Origin of the sequence: Psychromarinibacter halotolerans (assembly GCF_029168315.1) — a bacterium.
In the GTDB taxonomy this organism is placed as follows: domain Bacteria; phylum Pseudomonadota; class Alphaproteobacteria; order Rhodobacterales; family Rhodobacteraceae; genus Psychromarinibacter; species Psychromarinibacter halotolerans.
Map to the genome: position 1 here is coordinate 516,530 of NZ_JARGYD010000002.1, position 20,210 is coordinate 536,739.

Annotated in this window: 22 protein-coding genes; 12 read left to right on the top strand and 10 right to left on the bottom strand. The window is 62.9% G+C overall.

Annotated elements, in window-relative coordinates; genetic code table 11:
* Nucleotides 1–28 precede the first annotated feature (28 nt).
* Nucleotides 29–1,123, top strand: coding sequence for an alpha/beta hydrolase (locus P1K30_RS07405; protein ID WP_275632057.1), 1,095 nt, complete (start codon nucleotides 29–31; stop codon nucleotides 1,121–1,123).
* A gap of 43 nt (nucleotides 1,124–1,166) precedes the next feature.
* On the top strand, nucleotides 1,167–2,390 hold the full coding sequence (locus tag P1K30_RS07410) for an MFS transporter (RefSeq protein ID WP_275632058.1): 1,224 nt from the start codon (nucleotides 1,167–1,169) through the stop codon (nucleotides 2,388–2,390).
* Here the strand turns inward: P1K30_RS07410 and P1K30_RS07415 are convergent.
* Genes P1K30_RS07415 through P1K30_RS07425 form a run of 3 tightly spaced genes read right to left on the bottom strand, consistent with a single transcriptional unit; the run spans nucleotide 2,373 to nucleotide 4,674 of the window.
* A complete protein-coding gene (locus tag P1K30_RS07415) occupies nucleotides 2,373–2,981 on the bottom strand; it encodes a Smr/MutS family protein (RefSeq protein ID WP_275632059.1) in 609 nt (202 codons plus the stop codon). The two genes, P1K30_RS07410 and P1K30_RS07415, sit on opposite strands and share 18 nt — an antisense overlap.
* Nucleotides 2,978–4,018: a murein transglycosylase A gene (gene mltA / locus P1K30_RS07420; RefSeq protein ID WP_275632060.1), complete on the bottom strand. Its 1,041-nt coding sequence runs from the start codon at nucleotides 4,016–4,018 to the stop codon at nucleotides 2,978–2,980. The genes P1K30_RS07415 and mltA overlap by 4 nt, the downstream gene beginning before the upstream one ends.
* Nucleotides 4,015–4,674 carry a Tim44/TimA family putative adaptor protein gene (locus tag P1K30_RS07425; RefSeq protein ID WP_275632061.1) on the bottom strand — a complete coding sequence of 220 codons (660 nt, stop codon included), beginning with the start codon at nucleotides 4,672–4,674 and terminating at the stop codon, nucleotides 4,015–4,017. Before P1K30_RS07425 ends, mltA begins: the two co-directional genes overlap by 4 nt.
* 134 nt (nucleotides 4,675–4,808) lie before the next feature.
* Between P1K30_RS07425 and P1K30_RS07430 the strand changes: the two genes are divergently transcribed.
* The gene (locus P1K30_RS07430; RefSeq protein ID WP_275632062.1) at nucleotides 4,809–5,312 is read left to right on the top strand and encodes an FxsA family protein; all 504 of its coding nucleotides are present in this window, start codon (nucleotides 4,809–4,811) and stop codon (nucleotides 5,310–5,312) included.
* A gap of 62 nt (nucleotides 5,313–5,374) precedes the next feature.
* On the top strand, nucleotides 5,375–5,908 hold the full coding sequence (gene secB / locus P1K30_RS07435) for a protein-export chaperone SecB (protein ID WP_275632063.1): 534 nt from the start codon (nucleotides 5,375–5,377) through the stop codon (nucleotides 5,906–5,908).
* A gap of 66 nt (nucleotides 5,909–5,974) precedes the next feature.
* On the opposite strand, the gene dnaQ is transcribed toward secB, so the two are convergent.
* The 4 genes from dnaQ to P1K30_RS07455 are packed head-to-tail and all read right to left on the bottom strand — an operon-like array spanning nucleotide 5,975 to nucleotide 8,685.
* Complete coding sequence (gene dnaQ, locus P1K30_RS07440; protein WP_275632064.1) at nucleotides 5,975–6,670, bottom strand: DNA polymerase III subunit epsilon; 696 nt, start codon at nucleotides 6,668–6,670, stop codon at nucleotides 5,975–5,977.
* Nucleotides 6,663–7,256, bottom strand: a complete 594-nt coding sequence (gene coaE, locus P1K30_RS07445) for a dephospho-CoA kinase (protein ID WP_275632065.1) — start codon at nucleotides 7,254–7,256, stop codon at nucleotides 6,663–6,665. The genes dnaQ and coaE overlap by 8 nt, the downstream gene beginning before the upstream one ends.
* The gene (locus tag P1K30_RS07450) at nucleotides 7,253–8,089 is read right to left on the bottom strand and encodes a shikimate dehydrogenase (RefSeq protein WP_275632066.1); all 837 of its coding nucleotides are present in this window, start codon (nucleotides 8,087–8,089) and stop codon (nucleotides 7,253–7,255) included. Before P1K30_RS07450 ends, coaE begins: the two co-directional genes overlap by 4 nt.
* The gene (locus P1K30_RS07455) at nucleotides 8,086–8,685 is read right to left on the bottom strand and encodes a Maf family protein (RefSeq protein ID WP_275632067.1); all 600 of its coding nucleotides are present in this window, start codon (nucleotides 8,683–8,685) and stop codon (nucleotides 8,086–8,088) included. Before P1K30_RS07455 ends, P1K30_RS07450 begins: the two co-directional genes overlap by 4 nt.
* Before the next feature lie 409 nt (nucleotides 8,686–9,094).
* Between P1K30_RS07455 and hemJ the strand changes: the two genes are divergently transcribed.
* The 7 genes from hemJ to P1K30_RS07490 all read left to right on the top strand — a co-directional run bounded on the left by hemJ (nucleotide 9,095) and on the right by P1K30_RS07490 (nucleotide 16,501).
* Entirely contained in the window at nucleotides 9,095–9,547 is a 453-nt protein-coding gene (gene hemJ, locus P1K30_RS07460; RefSeq protein WP_275632068.1) for a protoporphyrinogen oxidase HemJ, read from the top strand.
* Nucleotides 9,548–9,709: 162 nt separating this feature from the next.
* Nucleotides 9,710–10,981, top strand: a complete 1,272-nt coding sequence (gene rho / locus P1K30_RS07465; RefSeq protein ID WP_275632069.1) for a transcription termination factor Rho — start codon at nucleotides 9,710–9,712, stop codon at nucleotides 10,979–10,981.
* Nucleotides 10,982–11,012: 31 nt separating this feature from the next.
* A complete protein-coding gene (gene mnmE / locus P1K30_RS07470) occupies nucleotides 11,013–12,290 on the top strand; it encodes a tRNA uridine-5-carboxymethylaminomethyl(34) synthesis GTPase MnmE (protein ID WP_275632070.1) in 1,278 nt (425 codons plus the stop codon).
* A gap of 12 nt (nucleotides 12,291–12,302) precedes the next feature.
* Nucleotides 12,303–14,171, top strand: a complete 1,869-nt coding sequence (gene mnmG, locus P1K30_RS07475) for a tRNA uridine-5-carboxymethylaminomethyl(34) synthesis enzyme MnmG (protein ID WP_275632071.1) — start codon at nucleotides 12,303–12,305, stop codon at nucleotides 14,169–14,171.
* Nucleotides 14,168–14,794 carry a 16S rRNA (guanine(527)-N(7))-methyltransferase RsmG gene (gene rsmG, locus P1K30_RS07480; RefSeq protein WP_275632072.1) on the top strand — a complete coding sequence of 209 codons (627 nt, stop codon included), beginning with the start codon at nucleotides 14,168–14,170 and terminating at the stop codon, nucleotides 14,792–14,794. The genes mnmG and rsmG overlap by 4 nt, the downstream gene beginning before the upstream one ends.
* A complete protein-coding gene (locus P1K30_RS07485; RefSeq protein ID WP_275632073.1) occupies nucleotides 14,787–15,596 on the top strand; it encodes a ParA family protein in 810 nt (269 codons plus the stop codon). The genes rsmG and P1K30_RS07485 overlap by 8 nt, the downstream gene beginning before the upstream one ends.
* 11 nt (nucleotides 15,597–15,607) lie before the next feature.
* Nucleotides 15,608–16,501 carry a ParB/RepB/Spo0J family partition protein gene (locus tag P1K30_RS07490; RefSeq protein WP_275632074.1) on the top strand — a complete coding sequence of 298 codons (894 nt, stop codon included), beginning with the start codon at nucleotides 15,608–15,610 and terminating at the stop codon, nucleotides 16,499–16,501.
* A 66-nt stretch (nucleotides 16,502–16,567) separates the two neighbouring features.
* On the opposite strand, the gene hemW is transcribed toward P1K30_RS07490, so the two are convergent.
* From hemW to rph, 3 genes are read right to left on the bottom strand one after another with little or no spacing between them, the layout of a single operon-like run.
* Nucleotides 16,568–17,716 (bottom strand): radical SAM family heme chaperone HemW, encoded by a 1,149-nt coding sequence (gene hemW, locus P1K30_RS07495; RefSeq protein ID WP_275632075.1) that lies wholly within the window; start codon nucleotides 17,714–17,716, stop codon nucleotides 16,568–16,570.
* Complete coding sequence (rdgB, locus tag P1K30_RS07500; protein WP_275632076.1) at nucleotides 17,709–18,317, bottom strand: RdgB/HAM1 family non-canonical purine NTP pyrophosphatase; 609 nt, start codon at nucleotides 18,315–18,317, stop codon at nucleotides 17,709–17,711. The genes hemW and rdgB overlap by 8 nt, the downstream gene beginning before the upstream one ends.
* A complete protein-coding gene (gene rph / locus P1K30_RS07505) occupies nucleotides 18,317–19,027 on the bottom strand; it encodes a ribonuclease PH (protein WP_275632077.1) in 711 nt (236 codons plus the stop codon). The genes rdgB and rph overlap by 1 nt, the downstream gene beginning before the upstream one ends.
* A 118-nt stretch (nucleotides 19,028–19,145) precedes the next feature.
* On the opposite strand from rph, the gene hrcA reads away from it, so the two are divergent.
* Nucleotides 19,146–20,210 carry a heat-inducible transcriptional repressor HrcA gene (hrcA, locus tag P1K30_RS07510; protein WP_275632285.1) on the top strand — a complete coding sequence of 355 codons (1,065 nt, stop codon included), beginning with the start codon at nucleotides 19,146–19,148 and terminating at the stop codon, nucleotides 20,208–20,210.

Consider the following 20,210-nt stretch of genomic DNA (forward strand, 5'->3'; position numbering starts at 1 on the left):
GGACAAGACCCTTGGTGGAGTCCCGGCCATGCGGCGGTTCGCGGTTCTGATCATCTTCCTTCTTGCCGCCGGCTGCGCGCCGCGGGCGCAGATCGTGTTCACCTCTGCCCCCGGCGTGACAGAGCTTCCGTCGCGGTCGCTTTTCGTCGCCACGACCCGCGCGGTGGACGCTGGCCGCTTCAAGGGCGCGCGTTCGGAAGACCCCTATTATCTGCGCTTCGACATCACCGTGCCGCCCAAGCGGCAACTGGGCGATGTTCCTTTCGCCACCGACGAGATCGACCCCGAAACCCAGTACCTTGCCAAGGGCCGCCGCGTGTATGACAGCGCCGGTGCGTTCCGGTCCGATCTTGGCGCGGCGCTGGCGGCGGTGCCCGGCGGCACGCGCGAGGCGATCATTTACGTCCACGGCTTCAACAACACCTTCGACGAAGGTGTCCTGCGTCTGGCGCAGCTGTCCGCCGATTTCGGCATCACTGCCGTGCCGGTTCATTATTCGTGGCCCAGCGCGGGCAAGCTGTTCGGCTATGCCTATGATCGGGACAGCGCATTGTTCGCCCGGGACGGGCTGGACCGCCTGATCACCGAGGTTCGGCAGGCTGGCGCGCAGACCGTGGTGATCGTCGCGCATTCGATGGGTTCGCAACTGGTGATGGAGACCCTGCGCCAGCGCGACATCGCCCGGCCAGGATCGGTGGCACGGGATATTTCCGGCGTTGTCCTGATGTCTCCTGACATCGACGTCGACGTGTTCCGGTCGCAAGCTCGCCGGCTTCAGACTCTGCCGCAACCGTTCGGGATCTTCGTGTCGAAACGCGACCGGGCCCTGAACCTGTCCGCCCGCCTAACGGGGCAGGAAAACAGGCTGGGGACAGCGGATGCGAACGCGGTGTCGGATCTGGATGTGACGCTGATCGACGTCACCAGCTTTTCCAAGGGCAGCGGGCATTTCACGGCAGCCACCTCGCCGCTGCTGATCGATCTGTTTTCGCGGGTGTCGGATTTCGAACAGGCGTTCTCGGGCGACAGCAGCGGTCGAACGGGGCTGTTGCCGGGCACGATCCTGACCGTTCGCAACGCGACAGAGATCATCCTGTCTCCGGTCACCGAACTGGTCGAGTAGTTTGCATCTTCCCTTTTGCCGCACCGGCTGAAACCAATGCGGCATGGGATTGCTTTCATTCTTGCGTCAGAACGCGCCGTTCCTGTCCGCGGGCGCCATCCTGACCTTATGCTCTAGTTTCGGTCAGACTTTTTTCATCTCGATCTTCGCGGGAGAAATCCGCGCGGACTATGGGCTAAGCCACGGGGCGTGGGGTGCGATCTATGCGGTGTCGACGATGGCAAGCGCCGGGGTCATGCTGTGGGCGGGCACGCTGACCGACAGGTTCCGGGTCCGGGCGCTGGGGCCGTGGATGCTGGGGCTTTTGGTGCTGGCGTGTCTGGCGATGGCATTATCGCCGGTCGTCGCGACGCTGGCGCTGACCATTTTTCTGCTGCGATTCCTTGGACAGGGGATGATGTCGCACATCGCCTATGTCGCGATGGCGCGCTGGTTCGTCGCCACGCGGGGCCGGGCGGTGGCGTTGGCGGCGCTGGGCTTTTCCGTGGGCGAGGCGATCCTGCCCGTCACCTTCGTTGCGATGATGGGTGTGATCGACTGGCGCTGGCTGTGGGTCGTCGCGGCATTGCTGCCACTGGCCGCGATCCCGCTGATCCGCCACCTTCTGAAACTGGAACGCACGCCACAGTCCATCGCGGCCGAGGATCCTTCGCCGGGCATGGGTGGCCGTTACTGGACCCGGGCCGAGGCGCTGCGCCATCCGTTGTTCTGGCTTCTGGTGCCTGCGCTTCTTGGACCACCGGCCTTTGGGACGGCGTTTTTCTTCCAGCAGGTCCACCTTGCCGAGGTAAAGGGCTGGGCTCACGTCGAACTGGTCGCGATGTTTCCGTTCTATACCGTCACTGCCATCGTCTCGCTGTTCGGGACGGGCTGGCTGATGGATCGCGTCGGGGCAGGGCGGCTGCTGCCGTTCTACCAACTGCCGCTGGCCGGATGCTTTGTGCTGACGCCGCTGGTGGCTCAGCCGATCTGGATGATCGCGCCGTTGATCCTGTTCGGCATCATGCAGGGTTCGCAGAACCCCATCGTCACGGGCTTCAGCGCCGAATTCTACGGCTCGCGCCATATCGGGGCGATCAAGTCGGCGGTGACGGCGATCATGGTGTTGGGCTCTGCCATCGGGCCGGGTCTGACCGGTTGGCTGATCGACCTTGGCATCCCGTTCCCGGCGCAGATGTGGGGCATCGCGGCCTATCTGATCGTCACGTCCGTCATCGTCTGGTTCGCGGTGAACCGTGCGCGGCAGGCGTTACCGGCGGCGGCGTAGATAGACGTAATAGGCGCCGGTGCCACCATGTTTCAGGTGCGCCTCTGACACCTGAAGAACGACCGTGTTCAGCGGCGCCGACTGAAGCCAGTGCGGAACCTGATGCTTCAGGACGCCGCGACGCTGCGGGATCGGGCCGTCGTCGTCGCGGTCGCGACCCTTGCCGGTGATGACCAGAACCAGCCGCCGGTCCCGCGCATGGCTGTCGAACAGGAACCGGGTCAGCGCCGGATGCGCCTGCGCCAGCGTCATGCCGTGCAGGTCGATCTTGCCTTCGGGCTTCAACTTGCCGCGCGTCATGCGCGTGTGCTTCTTCCGGTCCATGTGGATCGGGGCCGAAGACAGGCTTTCGCCGATGGAGGGCGCAAAGTCGTGGCGCGGCGTGGTGTCTGTCCGTTTCTCGCCCAGCCGGAACGGCGGCACAGGGGTGCCGTTCCGCTTCGGGTCCGGTTTGGGCTGAGCTTTGGGAGTCGAAGGGGTCTTGGCGGGGGTCGCCTTGCGCTTGGGGTTCAGCGGATCGGTCTGTTTCGCGATCCGTTCCCAAAGAGCTTCTTCGTCCGCGGATAGCGAGCGCGGGCGTCGTTTGGTCATCCGCGGCCCTCGGGAATCAGGGCATAGGCGCGCTGGATCGGCATCAGCACGACCATCCGTCCCGGATCACGCGCCTTGCCAGCGGTGATGCCCGCGCGTGTGCCGGTGCCGAAGAAGATATCGGCGCGTTGCGCGCCCTTGATGGCGGACCCGGTGTCCTGCGCGATCATCAGGCGGCGCATCGGCGTGGCCCCGGCCTTTTCGATCCAGACCGGAGAGCCAAGCTTCACGATGGACGGATCGACCGCAATCGACCGCAAAGCGGTGATCGACCGGTTCATTGCCCCCAGCGGCCCGCGTTCCGGCGGAACCTGCGTCACCTCGCGGAAGAACACGAAGGACGGGTTGTGCCACAACAGCTCGCGCCCCGCATCGGGGTGGCGCCGGACCCAGTTGGAAATCACCTGTGCAGAGACTTGGTGCACGTTGTAGATCCCGCGCCGGACCAGTTCCTGACCGACGGACTTGTATTCGTGGCCGTTCTTGTCGGCGTATCCGACGCGAAGATAGCTTCCGTCCTCGAACTTCACCCGGCCAGAGCCTTGAACGTGCAGGAAAAACAACGCGACAGGGTCGTCGACCCATGCGATTTCCAGCCCCTTGCCGTCAAGGATGCCGTCTTCCTCGATCTGGCGGCGGGTATAGTACAGCTGGCCGTTCAGATCGTCGGGCTTGCGGTACAGGGGATAGCGGTATGTGTCCGTCTTCTCGCGCGAGCCGTTCAGCTCTGGCTCGAAATAGCCGGTGAACAGCGCGGGTTCGCCATCCTCGATCAGGACGGGGCGGAAGAACAGTTCAAAGAAGGTGCGGGCGTTCTTCTGGTTCGTGGCCAGCGCGCACAGCGACAGCCAGTCCGGGTCGCGCATGTCGGTGCAGGTTTCCTGGAACACCTCTAGCGCGGCGGCGTGGTCGTCGAATTCCCATCCTTTCAGCTCGTCAAAGGACAGAACGGTGTAGGTGGTATCCTCCTGCGCCCCGGCGGGACCCGACACGGTCAGAACCGCGCCGAGTGCGAATGCCAGGACACCGCGGATCATTCCCCGGTCGCGACCAGTTTCCAGTTCGGGTCGTTCGACCCCATCACCCGCGCGAAGGTCCAGGTGTCGCGCTGGCGCTTGATCTGGTTCGGATCGCCTTCGATGATCTCGCCCGCCTTGTTGCGAACGGCAGAGGTCAGCTCGCCCACGAAGCGGACAGTGATTTCGGCTTCCTGAGTGTCGCGGTCGAACGCGGCGTTCACCAGGCTGGTTTCACGCACGCCGATGAAATTCGCCTCGATCGTCAGGCCCTGATCTTCGCGCGTGCCAATCACGTCGACGAAGGTCTGGTGAACATCGTCGCCAAGGAAGCCGGCGATATCGTCGATCTCGCCCTTCTCGAACGCCATCAGGATCATCTCGTACGCGCCGCGCGCGCCTTGCAGGAATTCGGTGACCGAGAACCCGGGCTCGATCATCTTCATCGCGGCGAGCGCGTGCGCGTCGTCAGAGCCGTCTTCGACGTGGTCGATGATATCGCGGTCAGGGCCGCCTTCGATCACCTCGAACTCGGGGGCTTCGCGGCGCTGCTGTTCAGGCGCCTGAACGCGCGGCTTTTCGAACCCTTCGCGGGTTCCAAGCACGTTGCGCAGGCGCAGGATTAGAAAGACCGCAATACCGGCCAGAACCAACAACTGAATGATCGCGGAGCTCATCGTACCTCTTTCTGACGGCGCTATGAAGACGCGCTTTCGGGGTGCTCTTGGTGGCATTTGCCACTTGCCGCACATATGTAAGCACTGGTGGTCAGCAAGTCCACCGCAGGAGAAAGTCGTTACACGAGGATATCATGTGGCTTTTCGCGCTTTTCGTCGCGGTTCCCCTGATCGAGATCGCGCTGTTCATCCAGGTGGGCGGGCTGATCGGTCTGTGGCCGACACTGACCGTCGTCGTGGTGACCGCGATCATCGGCACTTGGTTGGTGCGCCAGCAGGGGGCGATGGCGCTGTCCAACGTCAAGAGATCGTTCAACGAACTCGATGACCCGTCAGAGCCTTTGGCGCATGGCGCGATGATCCTGTTCTCGGGTGCGATGCTTCTGACGCCGGGTTTCTTCACGGATGCGGTGGGTTTCCTGCTGCTGGTTCCGGGCGTGCGGTCGGTCGTTTTTGACTACATCCGCAAGCGGGTGAAAGTGCAGCATTTTGAGACGCGCAGCGCGCACACCACCAACGGCCCGGGCGCCGGACGGTCCTCCGGCCCGCGCGGCAACGTCATCGACGGCGATTACACCGACGTCACGCCGCCGCAGGGCAGTGGCAAGCCGGGCGACTCGGGCTGGACTCGGCATTGAGGCCATGACGGCTTGCTGGTAAACGCCTTCCCAACAGAATTTTGATCCGAGGGGAGAAAATCATGGCCGAGAATGGCGAAACAACGGCGCCGGCCACTAATGGCGACGCCGCACAAGCCCAGCCCAAGGCACCGCAGATGCGGATCCTGGCCCAATTCATCCGCGACCTTTCGTTCGAGAATATCCTTTCGCAAAAGGGTCTTTCGGGCGACGTGAAGCCGCAGATTTCGGTTCAGGTCGGTCTGGACGCGAAACGCCGCCCGACTGAAGGGCAGTACGAGGTTTCGACCAAGTACACTGTGACGTCGAAGAACGAAGGCACCGACGACACGCTGTTCGTGATGGAGCTGGACTATGCAGGCCTGTTCCACATCGACAACGTGCCGGACGAACAGATGCACCCGTTCCTGATGATCGAATGCCCGCGGATGCTGTTCCCGTTCGCGCGCCGCATCGTGTCCGACATGACCCGCGACGGGGGCTTCCCGCCGGTGAACCTGGACAACGTCGACTTCGTCGCGATCTATCGCCAGCAGATTGCGCAGCGGATGCAGCAGCAGGCCGCAGCGGCGGAAGCCGATCAGAAGCTGTCCTGATCCAAGCGATATGAATGACCGAGTAGGGCGCGCTTTCAAGCGCGCCTTTCTTTTTGCAGTGCGCGCTTACTTCGCCGCGTACTTCGCCCAAACACTGCCTTCGCCCAAGGCTTCGACGAATTTCGCGTGCGCCTCGGCCTCTTCGGCGTGAATACGCGGGGGCAGGGGTTCGGGGCGCGGCCTTGGACGCCAGTCGTTGCCGCCGCCGGTCCCACCCGAAGCACCGGACGTGTCCAAAACCAGCCCGGGCTGCCGCCCGCCGATCAGTTCAAGATACACCTCGGCCAGAATTTCCGAGTCAAGAAGCGCGCCGTGCAGGGTCCGGGACGAGTTGTCGATGCCAAAGCGACGGCACAAAGCATCCAGCGAGGCGGGCGAGCCGGGAAACTTTTTCCGCGCGATCGCCAGCGTATCCAGCGCCTGACTGTCGGGCAGGGTAGGGCGGCCCATCCAGCGCAGTTCGGCGTTGATGAACTTCATGTCGAAGGTCGCGTTGTGGATCACCAGTTTCGCATCACCGACGAATTCAACGAAGGCATCCCCGATCTCGGCGAACTTGGGCTTGTCGGACAGGAATTCTTCGGACAGCCCATGCACCTGAAACGCTTCTTCGGGCATGTCGCGTTCGGGGTTGATGTACTGGTGATAGGTACGGCCCGTCGGCATGTGGTTCCACAGCTCGACACCGCCGATTTCGACGATCCGGTCGCCGGATTCAGGCTCGAACCCGGTGGTTTCCGTATCCATCACGATTTCACGCATCGGCCCGTCTCCTGATGTCCTGTAGGCAGGATTGCACCTGCGCCCGCGCGTCTTCAAGGGTCAGCGTCTGGATCACATAGTCCGCCCGCGCCCGCTTTTCCGCATCGGGCATCTGCTTGGCGCGGATCGCCTCGAACTGCGCTTCGGTCATTGTGCCGCGCGCAAGAACCCGTTCGCGTTGCATGTCTTCGGGGGCCGAGACGACGACCGTCACATCGACACCGGCCGCGCCGTTTTCGAACAGCAGCGGGATATCCAGCAGCACGATCGGCGCATCCGTTTCGGCAAGGAAAGCCTCGCGATCCGCGGCCACCAGCGGATGAACCACAGATTCGATCCGCTTCAGCGCGTCGGGGTCCGACGCTATCCAGCGTTTCAGCTCTGACCGGTCAACTTCGCCGCCAACGACAGCCTGCGGCCGGATGCCCCGCATCGGATCCACAGCCGCGCCGCCCTTCGCGTACAGCCGGTGAACCGCCGCGTCGGCGTCCCAGACCGGCACACCTTCGTCCGCGAACATCCGGGCGGTCGTGGATTTTCCCATCCCGATCGAACCGGTCAAACCGATGACGAAGGGCCGGGTCACCCCAGAACGGCCTGCCGCAGGTCCTCGTCGACCTCGGGGCGCACGCCAAAGAACCGTTCGAACGCGGGCGCGGCCTGATGCAGCAGCATCCCCAGCCCGTCGACCGTGGTGCACCCCATTGCGGCGGCCTGCCGAAGAAAGCCGGTTTCCAGCGGCGTGTAGACAAGGTCGTTCACAACCGCGTTCGGCGACAGACCGTCCAGCGGCACGCGGAACTCGGGCTTGCCGACCATCCCCAAAGACGTCGTGTTCACCACGGTGACCGCGTCTTCAAGGATGTTCCCGGCCTGAACCCATTCGTAAACGGTGATCTTGTTGCCAAGATCGCTGCGCAACGCATCCGCCCGCGACCGCGAGCGGTTGGTCAGCCGGATCTCGGGCACGCCCGCTTCGATCAGCGAGGCGACGACGGCGCGGGCCGCACCGCCCGCACCGATAACGGCGGCCGGGCCGCTGGTCGGGGCCCAGTGCGGTGCGTTCTGGCGCAGGTTCTCGATAAAACCGTAACCGTCCGTGTTGTCAGCGTGGATCTTGCCGTCTTGCCGGAAGATCAGCGTGTTCGCTGCCCCGATCAGCGCAGCGCGGTCGGTCACAAGGTCGGCCAAAGACAGCATCAGTTCCTTGTGCGGGATCGTCACGTTCACGCCGACGAACCCCAGCCGCGGCAGAAGGCGGATCGCCTCGGCCAGATCGGCGTGGGCGATGTCCATCGGGATGAAATGGCCGGCAAGGCCGTATCGTTTCAGCCAGTGCTGGTGCAGCACGGGCGACCGGCTATGCGCAACCGGCGACCCGATGACACCGGCCAGCGGAATTCTAGGAAGTTCAGTCATCCAGGCAGGGCCTCCCTGAGCGTCAGATACCCCAGCAGTTCCAGAAGGGGCAGTCCAAGTACGGTGAAATAATCACCTTCGACGCGATTGAACAGCCGGGCGCCCTCTTCCTCGAGTTTGTATCCCCCCACGGAATGCCGGATGCTGTCCCAGTTGCGCGATACATAGTCGTCAAGCCAAGCGTCGGAACACTGGCGCATCTGCATCCGCACCATGCCGATGTTGCGCCACTGGGGCTGGCCATCAAGATAAATGACCGCGGCGGACAACAGCGCATGACGTTTTCCGTTCAGCGCGGCCAGCTGGGCGCGAACATCCTCTGACGTTGCGGGCTTCGATATCACGGTGCCCTCGAAATCCAGCACCTGATCGCAGCCGATCACCAGCGCGCCGGGATTGCGTGCGCTGCCCCGGCGGGCTTTGGCCTCGGCCAGCGCATCGGCAATCTCGCGCGGGGTCGCGCCTTCGGCCAGCATGGCCTCGCGGATCATCTCTTCGTCCACGCGGATGCGATCCACGGTGAACGGGACACCGGCGTTGCGCAGCAGGTCGGCCCGGATTTCAGAGCCCGACGCAAGAACGATCGGATGGGTCATGAGGGCAAGTCTGTGGATGAAGTCTGTGTGGTTCAGGGGACGACGTCTGGGTAACAGGGCCATGACGACCTGTCACGGGATGGATCGCGAGTCCTCCGACATTCCTCAACCTTTTATCCCGGCTGGAAAATTAATGTTCCCGCGCTGTGAAAATCCAAGAAACCAGAAATTTATGCAGGCTGTTTTCCACAATTTGACCTTGCGGAATTAAATGATTAAACATTTGAAAACAATGACATTTTTAGACGATCCACAATCGTTGCGACGTGAACGTCCGAAAGTTTTCCGCAGGGGATAAGGCGCCGGAAAAATCGTTAATCCACATTGCCCACAGCCCCTACATAATCATCAACTTTTCTTTCTTATATATTTATTTAAGAGAGAGGAGATCGCGGAAAGGGACCCACCCATGATCCAGGATTTCCTGTCTTCGTTCTATCCTTGGACGAAAAGCCTGCATGTCATCTCGGTCATCGCGTGGATGGCAGGGTTGTTTTATCTGCCAAGGCTGTACGTCTATCACGTCGAACAGGTAGAACAGGGCGGCAAGACCGATGAAATGTTCCAGGTCATGGAACGCCGGCTGCTTCGAGCGATCATGAACCCGGCGATGATCGCGACATGGGTGTTCGGTCTGATGCTCGTCTTCACCCCGGGGGTTGTCTACTGGGGCGACGTCTGGCCGTGGACCAAGGCGGCTTCGGTTCTTGCGATGACGTGGTTCCATCACTGGCTGGGATACCGGCGCAAGGACTTTGAAAAGGGCACCAACACCCGCGCCGGTCGCACCTATCGGATGATGAACGAGCTTCCGACGCTTCTGATGATCGTCATCGTCATCTCGGTCATCGTGCGGTTCTGATGCTGCCTTCTTAGGGGGCTTGGGCGCGGTTCGACCCGGAACAGATTGACTCGGAAGGTCCGGACGCTTATTTGTCCGCCATCGCAGCCGTCCGGCTGTCCGAATTTCCCGACCCGAATATGACCGCGTGCCGCTTCAGGCCGGTCCTATGGATGTATCCCGATGAATGTTGAACGACTGAATCTGTCCGATCTCAAGGCGAAAAGCCCCAAGGACCTGCTGTCCATGGCGGAAGAGCTGGAGATCGAGAACGCCTCGACCATGCGCAAAGGCGACATGATGTTCCAGATCCTCCGCGAACAGGCGGAAGAGGGCTGGGAAATCGGTGGCGACGGCGTGCTGGAGGTTCTGCAGGACGGGTTCGGCTTCTTGCGCTCGCCCGAGGCGAACTATCTGCCGGGTCCCGATGATATCTACGTGTCGCCCGACATGATCCGCCAGTATTCGCTGCGGACCGGCGATACCGTCAGCGGCGTGATCCGTGGCCCGTCCGAAAACGAACGCTACTTCGCGCTGACGACGGTCGAGACGATCAACTTCGAAGACCCGGAAAAGGCGCGCCACAAGGTCGCCTTCGACAACCTGACGCCGCTGTATCCCGACGAGCGCCTGAAGATGGAGATCGAAGATCCCACCATCAAGGATCGCTCGGCCCGCATCATCGACCTTGTCGCACCGATCGGGAAGGGTCAGCGTTCGCTGATCGTGGCGCCGCCGCGGACGGGTAAAACCGTTCTGCTGCAGAACATCGCCCACTCGATCGAGGCGAACCACCCCGAGTGCTATCTGATCGTCCTGCTGATCGACGAACGCCCCGAGGAAGTCACCGACATGCAGCGGTCCGTGAAGGGCGAGGTCATCTCGTCGACCTTCGACGAACCCGCAACCCGTCACGTCGCCGTGTCGGACATGGTGATCGAGAAGGCCAAGCGCCTTGTCGAGCACAAGCGCGACGTCGTCATCCTGCTGGACTCGATCACCCGTCTGGGCCGTGCGTTCAACACCGTCGTCCCGTCGTCGGGCAAGGTGCTGACCGGCGGTGTCGACGCGAATGCCCTGCAACGCCCCAAGCGGTTCTTCGGCGCCGCGCGGAACATCGAGGAAGGCGGCTCGCTGACCATCATCGCCACCGCGCTGATCGACACCGGCAGCCGGATGGACGAAGTCATCTTCGAAGAGTTCAAGGGTACGGGTAACTCGGAAATCGTGCTGGACCGCAAGGTCGCCGACAAGCGCGTGTACCCGGCGATGGACATCCTCAAATCCGGCACCCGGAAAGAGGATCTGCTGGTCGACAGCAAGGATCTGCAAAAGACCTATGTCCTGCGCCGCATCCTGAACCCGATGGGCACCACGGACGCGATCGAGTTCCTGCTGTCCAAGCTGAAGCAGACCAAGAGCAACGGCGAGTTCTTCGATTCGATGAACACCTAACTTGTTGTTCTAAAACAATGAGTTGTTCGTAATGGACACGATTTATGCCCTTGCCAGCGCCCGCGGAAAAGCGGGCGTTGCCGTTATTCGGGTCTCTGGTCCGGATGCGCATGATGCCGTCCGTCAGCTATGCGGCGGCGTACCTGCGGCGCGGGTGTCCTCGGTGCGTCCCGTGCGCGATGCGGATGGCGCCCTGATCGACCAGGCGCTGGTCTTGGTCTTCGACGAAGGCCACAGCTTTACCGGCGAGGCTGTCGCAGAGTTTCATTTACACGGAAGCCCAGCCATCGTCGCTGCCGTTCAGCGTCGGCTGTCGGACATTGGGTTGCGGTTGGCTGACCCGGGCGAATTCACACGGCGTGCATTGGTGAACGAGCGGCTGGACCTTGCCGAGGTCGAAGGGCTGGGCGACCTGATCGAGGCCGAGACCGAAGCGCAGCGTGTTCAGGCGATGCGCGTGTTTTCCGGTGCGCTGGGCGCCAAGGTCGAAAGCTGGCGGGTGCGCCTGATCCGCGCGGCCGCGCTGTTGGAAGCGACCATCGATTTCGCTGACGAAGAAGTGCCAGAGGACGTCACGCCCGAAGTCGGCAGTTTGCTGGCTGGCGTCCGCGCCGAGCTGGATACGGAAGCCGCCGGCGCCGAGGTGGCGGAACGCGTTCGCGACGGGTTCGAGGTGGCCATTGTTGGACCTGCCAATGCGGGCAAGTCCACGCTGCTGAACCGACTTGCGGGGCGCGAGGCGGCGATCACCTCGGAGATCGCGGGAACGACCCGCGACGTGATAGAGGTACGGATGGACCTGCGCGGACTTCCGGTGACCGTGCTTGACACGGCCGGTCTGCGGGACAGCGACGACGTGGTCGAAACGCTGGGGATCGAGCTTGCCCGCAAACGTGCGGGCAAGGCGGACCTGCGCGTCTTTCTTCTGGCCTCGCGCGAGGAGCAGCCGCTGTTGCCGGTTGAAGCGGACGACATCGTTCTGACCGGCAAGGCGGACGCGCAGGATGGTGACGTGTCGGGGAAGACCGGGCAGGGGGTCGATGCGCTGGTTGACCGAATCGCGGGGATACTGGAAAAGCGGGCTTCTGGCGTCGGGGTCGCGATCCGCGAACGGCACAGGGTTGCGCTGAAAGAAGCTATCGGGTTCATGGATCTGGCGGGGCAAGAGCTTCGCTATGGCATCGAGCGATCCGAACTGGCGGCCGAAGCGTTGCGGCGCGGGATTGCTGCGTTGGACGCTCTTGTCGGGCGCGTTGATGTTGAACATATACTCGACGAGATCTTCGCGAGTTTTTGTCTGGGAAAGTGAGGAGTGTTTCACGTGAAACATTCTGATTTCGATGTGGCCGTGATCGGCGGAGGACATGCGGGTGTCGAGGCGGCATTGGCCTCGGCCCGGATGGGTGCGCGCACGGCTTTGATTTCGCTGACCCGCGACGGGATCGGCGTCATGTCCTGCAACCCGGCGATCGGCGGCTTGGGTAAGGGTCACCTTGTCCGCGAGATCGACGCGATGGATGGCGTTATGGGGTGGGCAGCGGATCAGGCGGGCATCCAGTTCCGCCTTTTGAACCGCCGCAAAGGCCCTGCGGTGCAAGGCCCGCGCGCGCAAGCCGACCGCAAACTGTACCGCGCCGCGATCCATACCGCCGTCGATGCCGCGCCGAACCTTGATTTGGTGTACGGCGAGGCCACCGATCTTCTGATGGACGGCGGCCGCGTCTGCGGGCTTGTGATGGCCGACGGGTCAGAGATGCGCACTGGCGCGGTTATTCTGACCACTGGCACTTTCCTGCGCGGCGTCATCCATATCGGCGACGTGTCCCGTCCCGGTGGCCGCATGGGGGACAAGCCGTCGGTCAAATTGGCAGAGCGTATCGATTCCTTTGGTCTTCCCCTCGGGCGTCTGAAAACCGGCACACCACCGCGCCTTGATGGGCGGACGATCAACTGGGACGGGCTCGAATCCCAGCCCGGCGATGATGACCCGGTGATGTTCTCGTTCCTGTCGAAGACGCTGGTCGCGCCGCAGGTGTCCTGCGGCATCACGCATACCAACGCACACACGCACGAGGTCATCCGCGCGAACCTGGACCGTTCGGCGATGTACGGCGGTCATATCGAGGGCGTCGGCCCGCGGTATTGTCCCTCGATCGAAGACAAGGTCGTGCGGTTCGCAGACAAGGACTCTCACCAGATCTTCCTTGAACCGGAAGGTGTGGATGATCCGACTGTGTATCCGAACGGGATTTCCACCTCGTTGCCCGTCGAAGTGCAGGAAGAGTACGTTCACTCGATCAAGGGCCTTGAGCAGGCGAAGATCCTGCAGCCGGGCTATGCCATCGAATACGATTACGTCGATCCGCGCGCGCTGCGGTCTTCGCTGGAACTGATGGATGTGCCGGGCCTGTTCCTTGCGGGGCAGATCAACGGCACCACCGGGTACGAAGAGGCGGCGGCGCAAGGCCTTGTGGCCGGTTTGAACGCGGCGCGGTCTGTGCACGGCGAGGATTCGGTGATCCTGACCCGCGACAAGTCGTATATCGGCGTGATGATCGACGATCTTGTGACGCGCGGCGTGTCGGAACCCTATCGGATGTTCACTTCGCGGGCCGAGTTCCGTCTTTCTTTGCGTGCGGACAATGCTGACCAGCGTCTGACGCCCTTGGGGATCGACATCGGCTGCGTCGGCGAAACGCGTCGCGAGGCCTTCGAACAGAAGCGCGAGGCGCTTGAGGCGGGCAAAGCGGCGCTAGAAGCGCTGTCGCTGTCGCCGCGCGAGGCGGCTGAACACGGTATGCCAGTTGGGCAAGACGGCCGGCGCCGCAACGGGTTCGAGCTTTTGGCCTTCCCGGACATCAGTTTCGACCAGCTTGACGGTCTGAGCGACGATGTCGATGCGATCACGCCAGAGATCCGTGAACAGATTTCCCGTGATGCGCTGTATGCCAACTACGTTGCGCGGCAAGCGCAGGACGTTGAGGCAATGCGTCGGGACGAGGAAACCCATATTCCCGCAAGTTTCGTTTACGAAGGGATGCAAGGGTTGTCGAACGAACTGTCGGCAAAGCTTCAGCGCGTGCGCCCCGAAACCATCGCCCAGGCGGGCAGGGTGGAAGGCATGACTCCAGCGGCGTTGACGCTGATCCTTGCAAAACTGCGGCAGGCTGACCGCAAGAAATCAGCATGAGCGCCGGGGAATCGGCGCTGAAAGCGCATGTCGATGTTTCACGTGAAACATTGGACCGCCTCGACACCTACGCCGCGCTGATCCGCAAGTGGAACCCGACAATCAATCTTGTCGCGAAATCCACGCTGGATGACCTGTGGGACCGTCATTTCCTTGATTCCGCTGCGGCCTATACCGCTGCAAACCCGAAATCCGGCCGTTGGGTGGACATGGGCAGCGGCGGCGGCTTCCCCGGTGCGGTCGTTGCGATCCTTGCGGCAGAACTGGCGCCCGAGCTTCAGGTGACCTGTATCGAGTCCGACGTGCGCAAAGCGTCTTTCCTAAGAACGCTGGCAACGCAGCTGCAGATCCCGATGGGCGTGCTGTCGCGCCGGATCGAGGATACGCCGCCGCAGAACGCCGACTTTGTGTCCGCACGCGCATTGTCGCCGTTGAAGCTGCTGCTGGGCCATTGCGAACGGCACCTGTCACCCGAAGGACGCGGCGTTTTCCTGAAAGGGGAGACCTGGCGGCAAGAGGTCGACGAGGCGCTTGAAACCTTCCGGTTCTCGGTCGACAACAGGCCGAGCCCCACCCATCCCGGATCTGCGATTCTCGTTGTCGGAGACATCTCGCGTGCTTGACGCCATTCGCCCCAAGACCCCCAAAATCATCGCCATCGCCAACCAGAAGGGCGGCGTCGGAAAGACCACCACGGCTATCAACCTAGGCGCCGCGCTGGTGGACGACGGTTACAACGTATTGCTGGTGGATCTTGATCCGCAGGGCAACGCGTCGACGGGTTTGGGGATCGAGCCCGACGAGCGGACGCACACGACCTATGACCTTCTGCTTGAAGATTCCGAGTTGGAAGACGTGATCCTGCCGACAGATATCGATGGGTTCTGGATCGCACCGGCGACAACCGACCTAAGCTCGGCCGATATCGAGATGGTGGCGAACGAAAAGCGGTCGTTCCTGCTGCATGACGCTTTGCGGCAGCCGGCGATCGACCGCTACAATCTGGATTACATCCTGATCGATTGCCCTCCGTCGCTGAGCCTGCTGACCGTCAACGCAATGGTTGCGGCGCATTCGGTCCTTGTGCCGTTGCAGTCGGAATTCTTCGCGCTGGAAGGGCTGTCGCAGTTGATGCTGACGATCCGCGAGGTGCGTGGGTCCGCGAACCCCGATCTGCGGATCGAAGGCGTCGTGCTGACGATGTACGACGGGCGGAACAACCTGTCGCAACAGGTCGAAAGCGATGCGCGGACGAACCTTGGCGAGCTTGTCTTCAACACCGTGGTTCCGCGAAACGTGCGGGTCAGCGAGGCGCCGTCATTCGCAATCCCGGTGCTGGATTACGATCCGTCCTCGAAAGGGAGCCACGCCTATCGGGCGCTGGCACAAGAATTGGTGTCCCGGCACAAAGCCACCGCGAAATAAGGGGTAACGTCATGGCAGAGAAAAAGGCGAGAGGCCTGGGCCGCGGATTGTCGGCGCTGATGGCGGATGTGCCACCGACGACGACCGCGACGGACGGAACGGCGAAGGCGCCGGCGGCCGAGCGGATGATCCCGATCGAACAGATCCGCCCGAACCCGGACCAGCCGCGCCGCAAATTCACCGAGGACCAGCTGCACGAACTGGCGAAATCCATCGAGGAACGCGGGGTGATCCAGCCGCTGATCCTGCGTGCCGTCGAGGACGGAATGTACGAGATCGTCGCGGGCGAACGCCGCTGGCGCGCCTCGCAGATCGCGCGGTTGCACGAGGTTCCGGCCATCGTGCGCCAGTACAACGATACCGAAGTGCTGGAAGTCGCGATCATCGAGAACATCCAGCGTGCCGATCTGGACCCCGTGGAAGAAGCCGCGGGCTATCGTCAGCTGATGGAGCGGTTCGGCCATACGCAGGAAAAGATCGCCGAGGCGCTGGGGAAAAGCCGCAGCCATATCGCGAACTCGATGCGGTTGCTGAACCTGCCGATCGAGGTGCAGGACATGCTGTCGGACGGCACGCTGTCCGCCGGTCATGCGCGGGCGCTGATCACCACCGACAACCCGCTGGAACTGGCGCGGCAGGTGGTGGCCAAGGGGCTTTCGGTGCGCGAAACCGAGAAGCTGGCGAAGAAGGCCGCCGAGCCACCGGCGCCGAAACGCGATAGCGCGCCGTCCAGTTCGGAAAAGGACGCGGACACGCGCGCGCTGGAATCCGATCTGTCCGCGGCGATCGGGATGAAGACCCGGATCGACCACAAGCCGGGCGGCGAGGCGGGTCGCGTCACCATCGAGTATGCGACGCTTGAGGAACTGGACGAGCTTTGCCAGGTGCTGTCGCGCGGGCGGTAAGCGGGACGGGGGCTCTGCCCCCAAGCCCTGCGGGCTTTCCCCCGGGATATTTCCAGACAGAAGAAGCTAGGGGATCAGCTCTCGCAATATGGCGTTAAGCAGGGGGCGACCTTCGCGGGTGATTCGGAGGGTGTCGTTTTCCTGTTCGATCAGACCAAGGTCGGTCAGGTTCGTCAGATCGGGAAGTGTACCGCCAATGGCGCGGTAACGTACCAGATCTATGCCTTCGGACAGCCTTAGACCCATCATGAGGTATTCTGTGGCCTGTTCTTCGGTAGGGACGTGACTGCGCGACTGTTCTCCGCTGCCCTTTGCTTCCACAAGCTCCAACCATTTTCCAGGCGCAAGCGGCGTGTCGGTCGCGATGCGTATACCGTCAAGGCTAAGGCGGCCGTGCGCACCCGGGCCAACGCCGATCCAGTCGCCGGAGTGCCAATAGACCTTGTTGTGCCGGGATTCGGCGCCGGGGCGGGCATGGTTGGAGATTTCGTAAGCGGGCAGGCCGTGCGCTTCGGCGATGTCCTGTGTCGCGAAGTACATGTCTGCGGCGCTGTCGTCGTCGGGAAGCCCACGCAGCAAGCCGCGTTCGTACCGCGCGCCGAAGGCTGTGCCGTCCTCGATCGTCAGTTGATACAGCGACAGATGGTCGAGGCTCATGGACAGGGCTTCGGTGAGTTCCGCGCGCCACGCGTCGAGGGTCTGGTTCTGCCGGGCGTAGATCAGGTCAAAGCTGACGCGATCGAAGGTCGAGCGCGCAACGTCAAAGGCGGCGCGGGCCTCGGCGACGGAATGCAGGCGGCCAAGGGCCTTCAGGTCGGTGTCGTTCAGCGCCTGAACCCCCATCGACACCCGGTTCACCCCGGCATCGCGGTAAGCGCGGAAACGGCCTGCCTCGACCGAGCCGGGGTTGGCTTCAAGCGTGACTTCAAGATCGTTGGCCAGCGTCCAGTGTTTGCCGATGGCTTCGAGGATCGCGCCGACGGTTTCGGGGTCCATCAGGCTGGGCGTGCCACCACCGAAGAAGACGGTCGACAGCACGCGGTCGGGTGTTTCGGCGGCGGAACGGGCGAGGTCTGTCAGGTAGGCGTCACGCCACCGAGCCTGATCTATGTGCGCGGCGACGTGGGAATTGAAGTCGCAGTAGGGGCATTTCGACTGGCAGAATGGCCAGTGCACGTACAGCCCGAAGCCGCCAGCCTGCCAGTTTTCAGGCAAAGCAGCCCGCAACCAGTTTGGCGAAGGCGTCGGCGCGGTGCGACATCTCGTGCTTTTTCTTCGGGTCCATTTCTCCGAAGGTCTCGGATTCGCCGTCGGGCAGGAAGATCGGGTCGAACCCGAAGCCCTGCGCCCCGCGCATCGGCCAGACGACCTGACCCGTGACCTTGCCCTCGAAGATCTCGTCATGGCCATCCGGCCACGCGAGGCAAAGCGTGCAATTGAAGGCGGCGGTGCGCGGCGTCTCGGCGTCTCGGTCTTCCAGCATGGTCCAGACCTTGGTCATCGCCATCGGAAAATCGCGGCCGTTCGGGGTTTCGGCCCAGTCGGCTGTATAAACACCGGGCTGGCCGCCCAAGGCGTCGACGGTGATGCCGCTGTCATCGCTCAGTGCCGGAAGACCGGTGCCCTTTGCCGCGAAATGCGCCTTGATACGGGCGTTTCCGGCAAAGGTGTCTTCGGTCTCGGCGGGTTCTTCGAGCCCGTAGTCGGCGGCCGAGGCGACCGAGACCCCGAAGGGTTCCAGCAGCGCCCGGATCTCGCGGATTTTGCCCGCGTTGTGCGAGGCGATGACCAGCTTGTCGCCGTCGAAGCGCCGCATCAGGACACCGCAGCCTTCTGGGCCGCCACCAGCTCGCCGACGCCCTTCTGGGCAAGGCCAAGCAGTTCCGACATCTCGTCCGTCGAGAAGGTTGCGCCTTCGGCGGACATCTGAACCTCGACCATGCGGCCCGAGCCGGTCAGGACGAAGTTGCCGTCGACGCCCGCTTCGCTGTCTTCCGGGTAGTCGAGGTCCAGCACCGGCTGGCCGGCGTAGATGCCGCAGGACACGGCGGCGACCGGGTCGACCAGCGGGTCGGTGATGATGTCGCCGGCCTTCATCAGCTTGTTGACCGCAAGACGCAGCGCGATCCAGCCGCCGGTGATCGAGGCGCAGCGGGTGCCGCCATCGGCCTGAATCACGTCGCAGTCGACGGTGATCTGGCGTTCGCCCAAGGCAACGCGATCGACACCGGCCCGCAGGGCCCGGCCGATCAGGCGCTGGATCTCTTGCGTGCGGCCGGACTGGCCGTTCTTCGCCTCGCGGCGCATCCGGGTGTTGGTGGCGCGGGGCAGCATGCCGTACTCGGCGGTGACCCAGCCGAGGCCGGAGTTTTTCAGGAACGGCGGCACGCGCTCCTCAAGCGAGGCGGTGCACAGTACGTGGGTTTCACCGCACTTGATCAGGCACGAGCCTTCCGCGTGGCGGGTGAAGTCGGTTTCGATGGAAATCTCGCGCATTTGATCGAGCGCGCGGCCAGAGGGTCGCATTCGGGGTCCTTCCTATCCGGTTGCGGGATGCTTACCTGCGGCCCAAGGCGGGACGCAAGCATGATTGACGCTGGTGGCCAATGCCTTTTAATACCGAGGGCTTTCGCAGATGACCGAGATGACGGACACATCGAAAATCCTGACAGAGCTGAACGCGCGCAGCCGGGAAGTTTTCCGGCGCGTTGTCGAAGGCTATCTGGAAAGCGGCGAACCCGTCGGGTCGCGGACGTTGACGCGTACGCTGTCCGAGAAAGTATCCGCCGCGACGATCCGGAACGTGATGCAGGATCTGGAATACATGGGGCTGCTGGACAGCCCGCATGTGTCCGCCGGACGCATCCCGACGCAGCGCGGACTGCGGATGTTCGTCGACGGTCTGCTGGAGGTGTCCGAACTGGATGCCACCGACCGCGAGAAGATCGACGCCACGCTGGGCGCGAATTCGCGCGATGTCGGGTCGATGCTGGACCGGGTCGGATCGGCGCTGTCGGGGCTGACGGCTGGTGCAAGCCTTGTGCTGGCGCCAAAGCACGAAGCGGCGATCAAGCATGTCGAGTTCGTGTCGTTGTCGCCGGACCGGGCGTTGGTGGTTCTGGTCTTTGCCGACGGGCATGTCGAGAACCGGGTGTTTCATCCGCCGATGGGGCAGACGCCGTCGTCCTTGCGCGAGGCCGCGAATTTTCTGAACGCCATCGCCGAGGGGCGGACGGTGTCGGAATTGCGCGAAAGCTTCGAGGCCGAGGTGAAAAAGCGGCGGCAGGAACTGAACGATCTTGCCCGCGATTTCGTAGAGAACGGCGCCGCCATCTGGGAGAACGAGGGCGACCGCTATGAACGGCTGATCGTCCGGGGCCGGGCGAATCTGCTGGGGCTGGAACAAGAGGCCGAAGGGCTGGAAAGGATCCGGAACCTGTTCGACGACCTGGAGCGCAAGCGCGACATCGCCGAGTTTCTGGAACTGACCGATGAAGGCGAGGGTGTGCGCATTTTTATCGGTTCGGAGAACAAGCTTTTCTCACTTTCGGGTTCCTCTTTGGTTGTCTCTCCTTATATGAACGCTGACCGAAAGATCATCGGCGCCGTTGGTGTGATCGGCCCGACGCGACTGAACTATGGACGTATTGTGCCGATCGTGGACTACACGGCGCAACTGGTCGGACGACTGATTTCCGACCAAGGCTGA

What these genes read in the sequence shown, in the direction of transcription:
- P1K30_RS07490 (WP_275632074.1), top strand. Translation starts at nt 15,608, where the DNA reads ATGGCAGAGAAAAAGGCGAGAGGCCTGGGCCGCGGATTGTCGGCGCTG.
- hemJ (WP_275632068.1), top strand. Translation starts at nt 9,095, where the DNA reads ATGATCCAGGATTTCCTGTCTTCGTTCTATCCTTGGACGAAAAGCCTG.
- mnmE (WP_275632070.1), top strand. Translation starts at nt 11,013, where the DNA reads ATGGACACGATTTATGCCCTTGCCAGCGCCCGCGGAAAAGCGGGCGTT.
- P1K30_RS07410 (WP_275632058.1), top strand. Translation starts at nt 1,167, where the DNA reads ATGGGATTGCTTTCATTCTTGCGTCAGAACGCGCCGTTCCTGTCCGCG.
- P1K30_RS07430 (WP_275632062.1), top strand. Translation starts at nt 4,809, where the DNA reads ATGTGGCTTTTCGCGCTTTTCGTCGCGGTTCCCCTGATCGAGATCGCG.
- rho (WP_275632069.1), top strand. Translation starts at nt 9,710, where the DNA reads ATGAATGTTGAACGACTGAATCTGTCCGATCTCAAGGCGAAAAGCCCC.
- rph (WP_275632077.1), bottom strand. Translation starts at nt 19,027, where the DNA reads ATGCGACCCTCTGGCCGCGCGCTCGATCAAATGCGCGAGATTTCCATC.
- hrcA (WP_275632285.1), top strand. Translation starts at nt 19,146, where the DNA reads ATGACGGACACATCGAAAATCCTGACAGAGCTGAACGCGCGCAGCCGG.
- dnaQ (WP_275632064.1), bottom strand. Translation starts at nt 6,670, where the DNA reads ATGCGTGAAATCGTGATGGATACGGAAACCACCGGGTTCGAGCCTGAA.
- rdgB (WP_275632076.1), bottom strand. Translation starts at nt 18,317, where the DNA reads ATGCGGCGCTTCGACGGCGACAAGCTGGTCATCGCCTCGCACAACGCG.
- P1K30_RS07455 (WP_275632067.1), bottom strand. Translation starts at nt 8,685, where the DNA reads ATGACCCATCCGATCGTTCTTGCGTCGGGCTCTGAAATCCGGGCCGAC.
- secB (WP_275632063.1), top strand. Translation starts at nt 5,375, where the DNA reads ATGGCCGAGAATGGCGAAACAACGGCGCCGGCCACTAATGGCGACGCC.
- P1K30_RS07450 (WP_275632066.1), bottom strand. Translation starts at nt 8,089, where the DNA reads ATGACTGAACTTCCTAGAATTCCGCTGGCCGGTGTCATCGGGTCGCCG.
- P1K30_RS07415 (WP_275632059.1), bottom strand. Translation starts at nt 2,981, where the DNA reads ATGACCAAACGACGCCCGCGCTCGCTATCCGCGGACGAAGAAGCTCTT.
- rsmG (WP_275632072.1), top strand. Translation starts at nt 14,168, where the DNA reads ATGAGCGCCGGGGAATCGGCGCTGAAAGCGCATGTCGATGTTTCACGT.
- P1K30_RS07405 (WP_275632057.1), top strand. Translation starts at nt 29, where the DNA reads ATGCGGCGGTTCGCGGTTCTGATCATCTTCCTTCTTGCCGCCGGCTGC.
- P1K30_RS07425 (WP_275632061.1), bottom strand. Translation starts at nt 4,674, where the DNA reads ATGAGCTCCGCGATCATTCAGTTGTTGGTTCTGGCCGGTATTGCGGTC.
- mltA (WP_275632060.1), bottom strand. Translation starts at nt 4,018, where the DNA reads ATGATCCGCGGTGTCCTGGCATTCGCACTCGGCGCGGTTCTGACCGTG.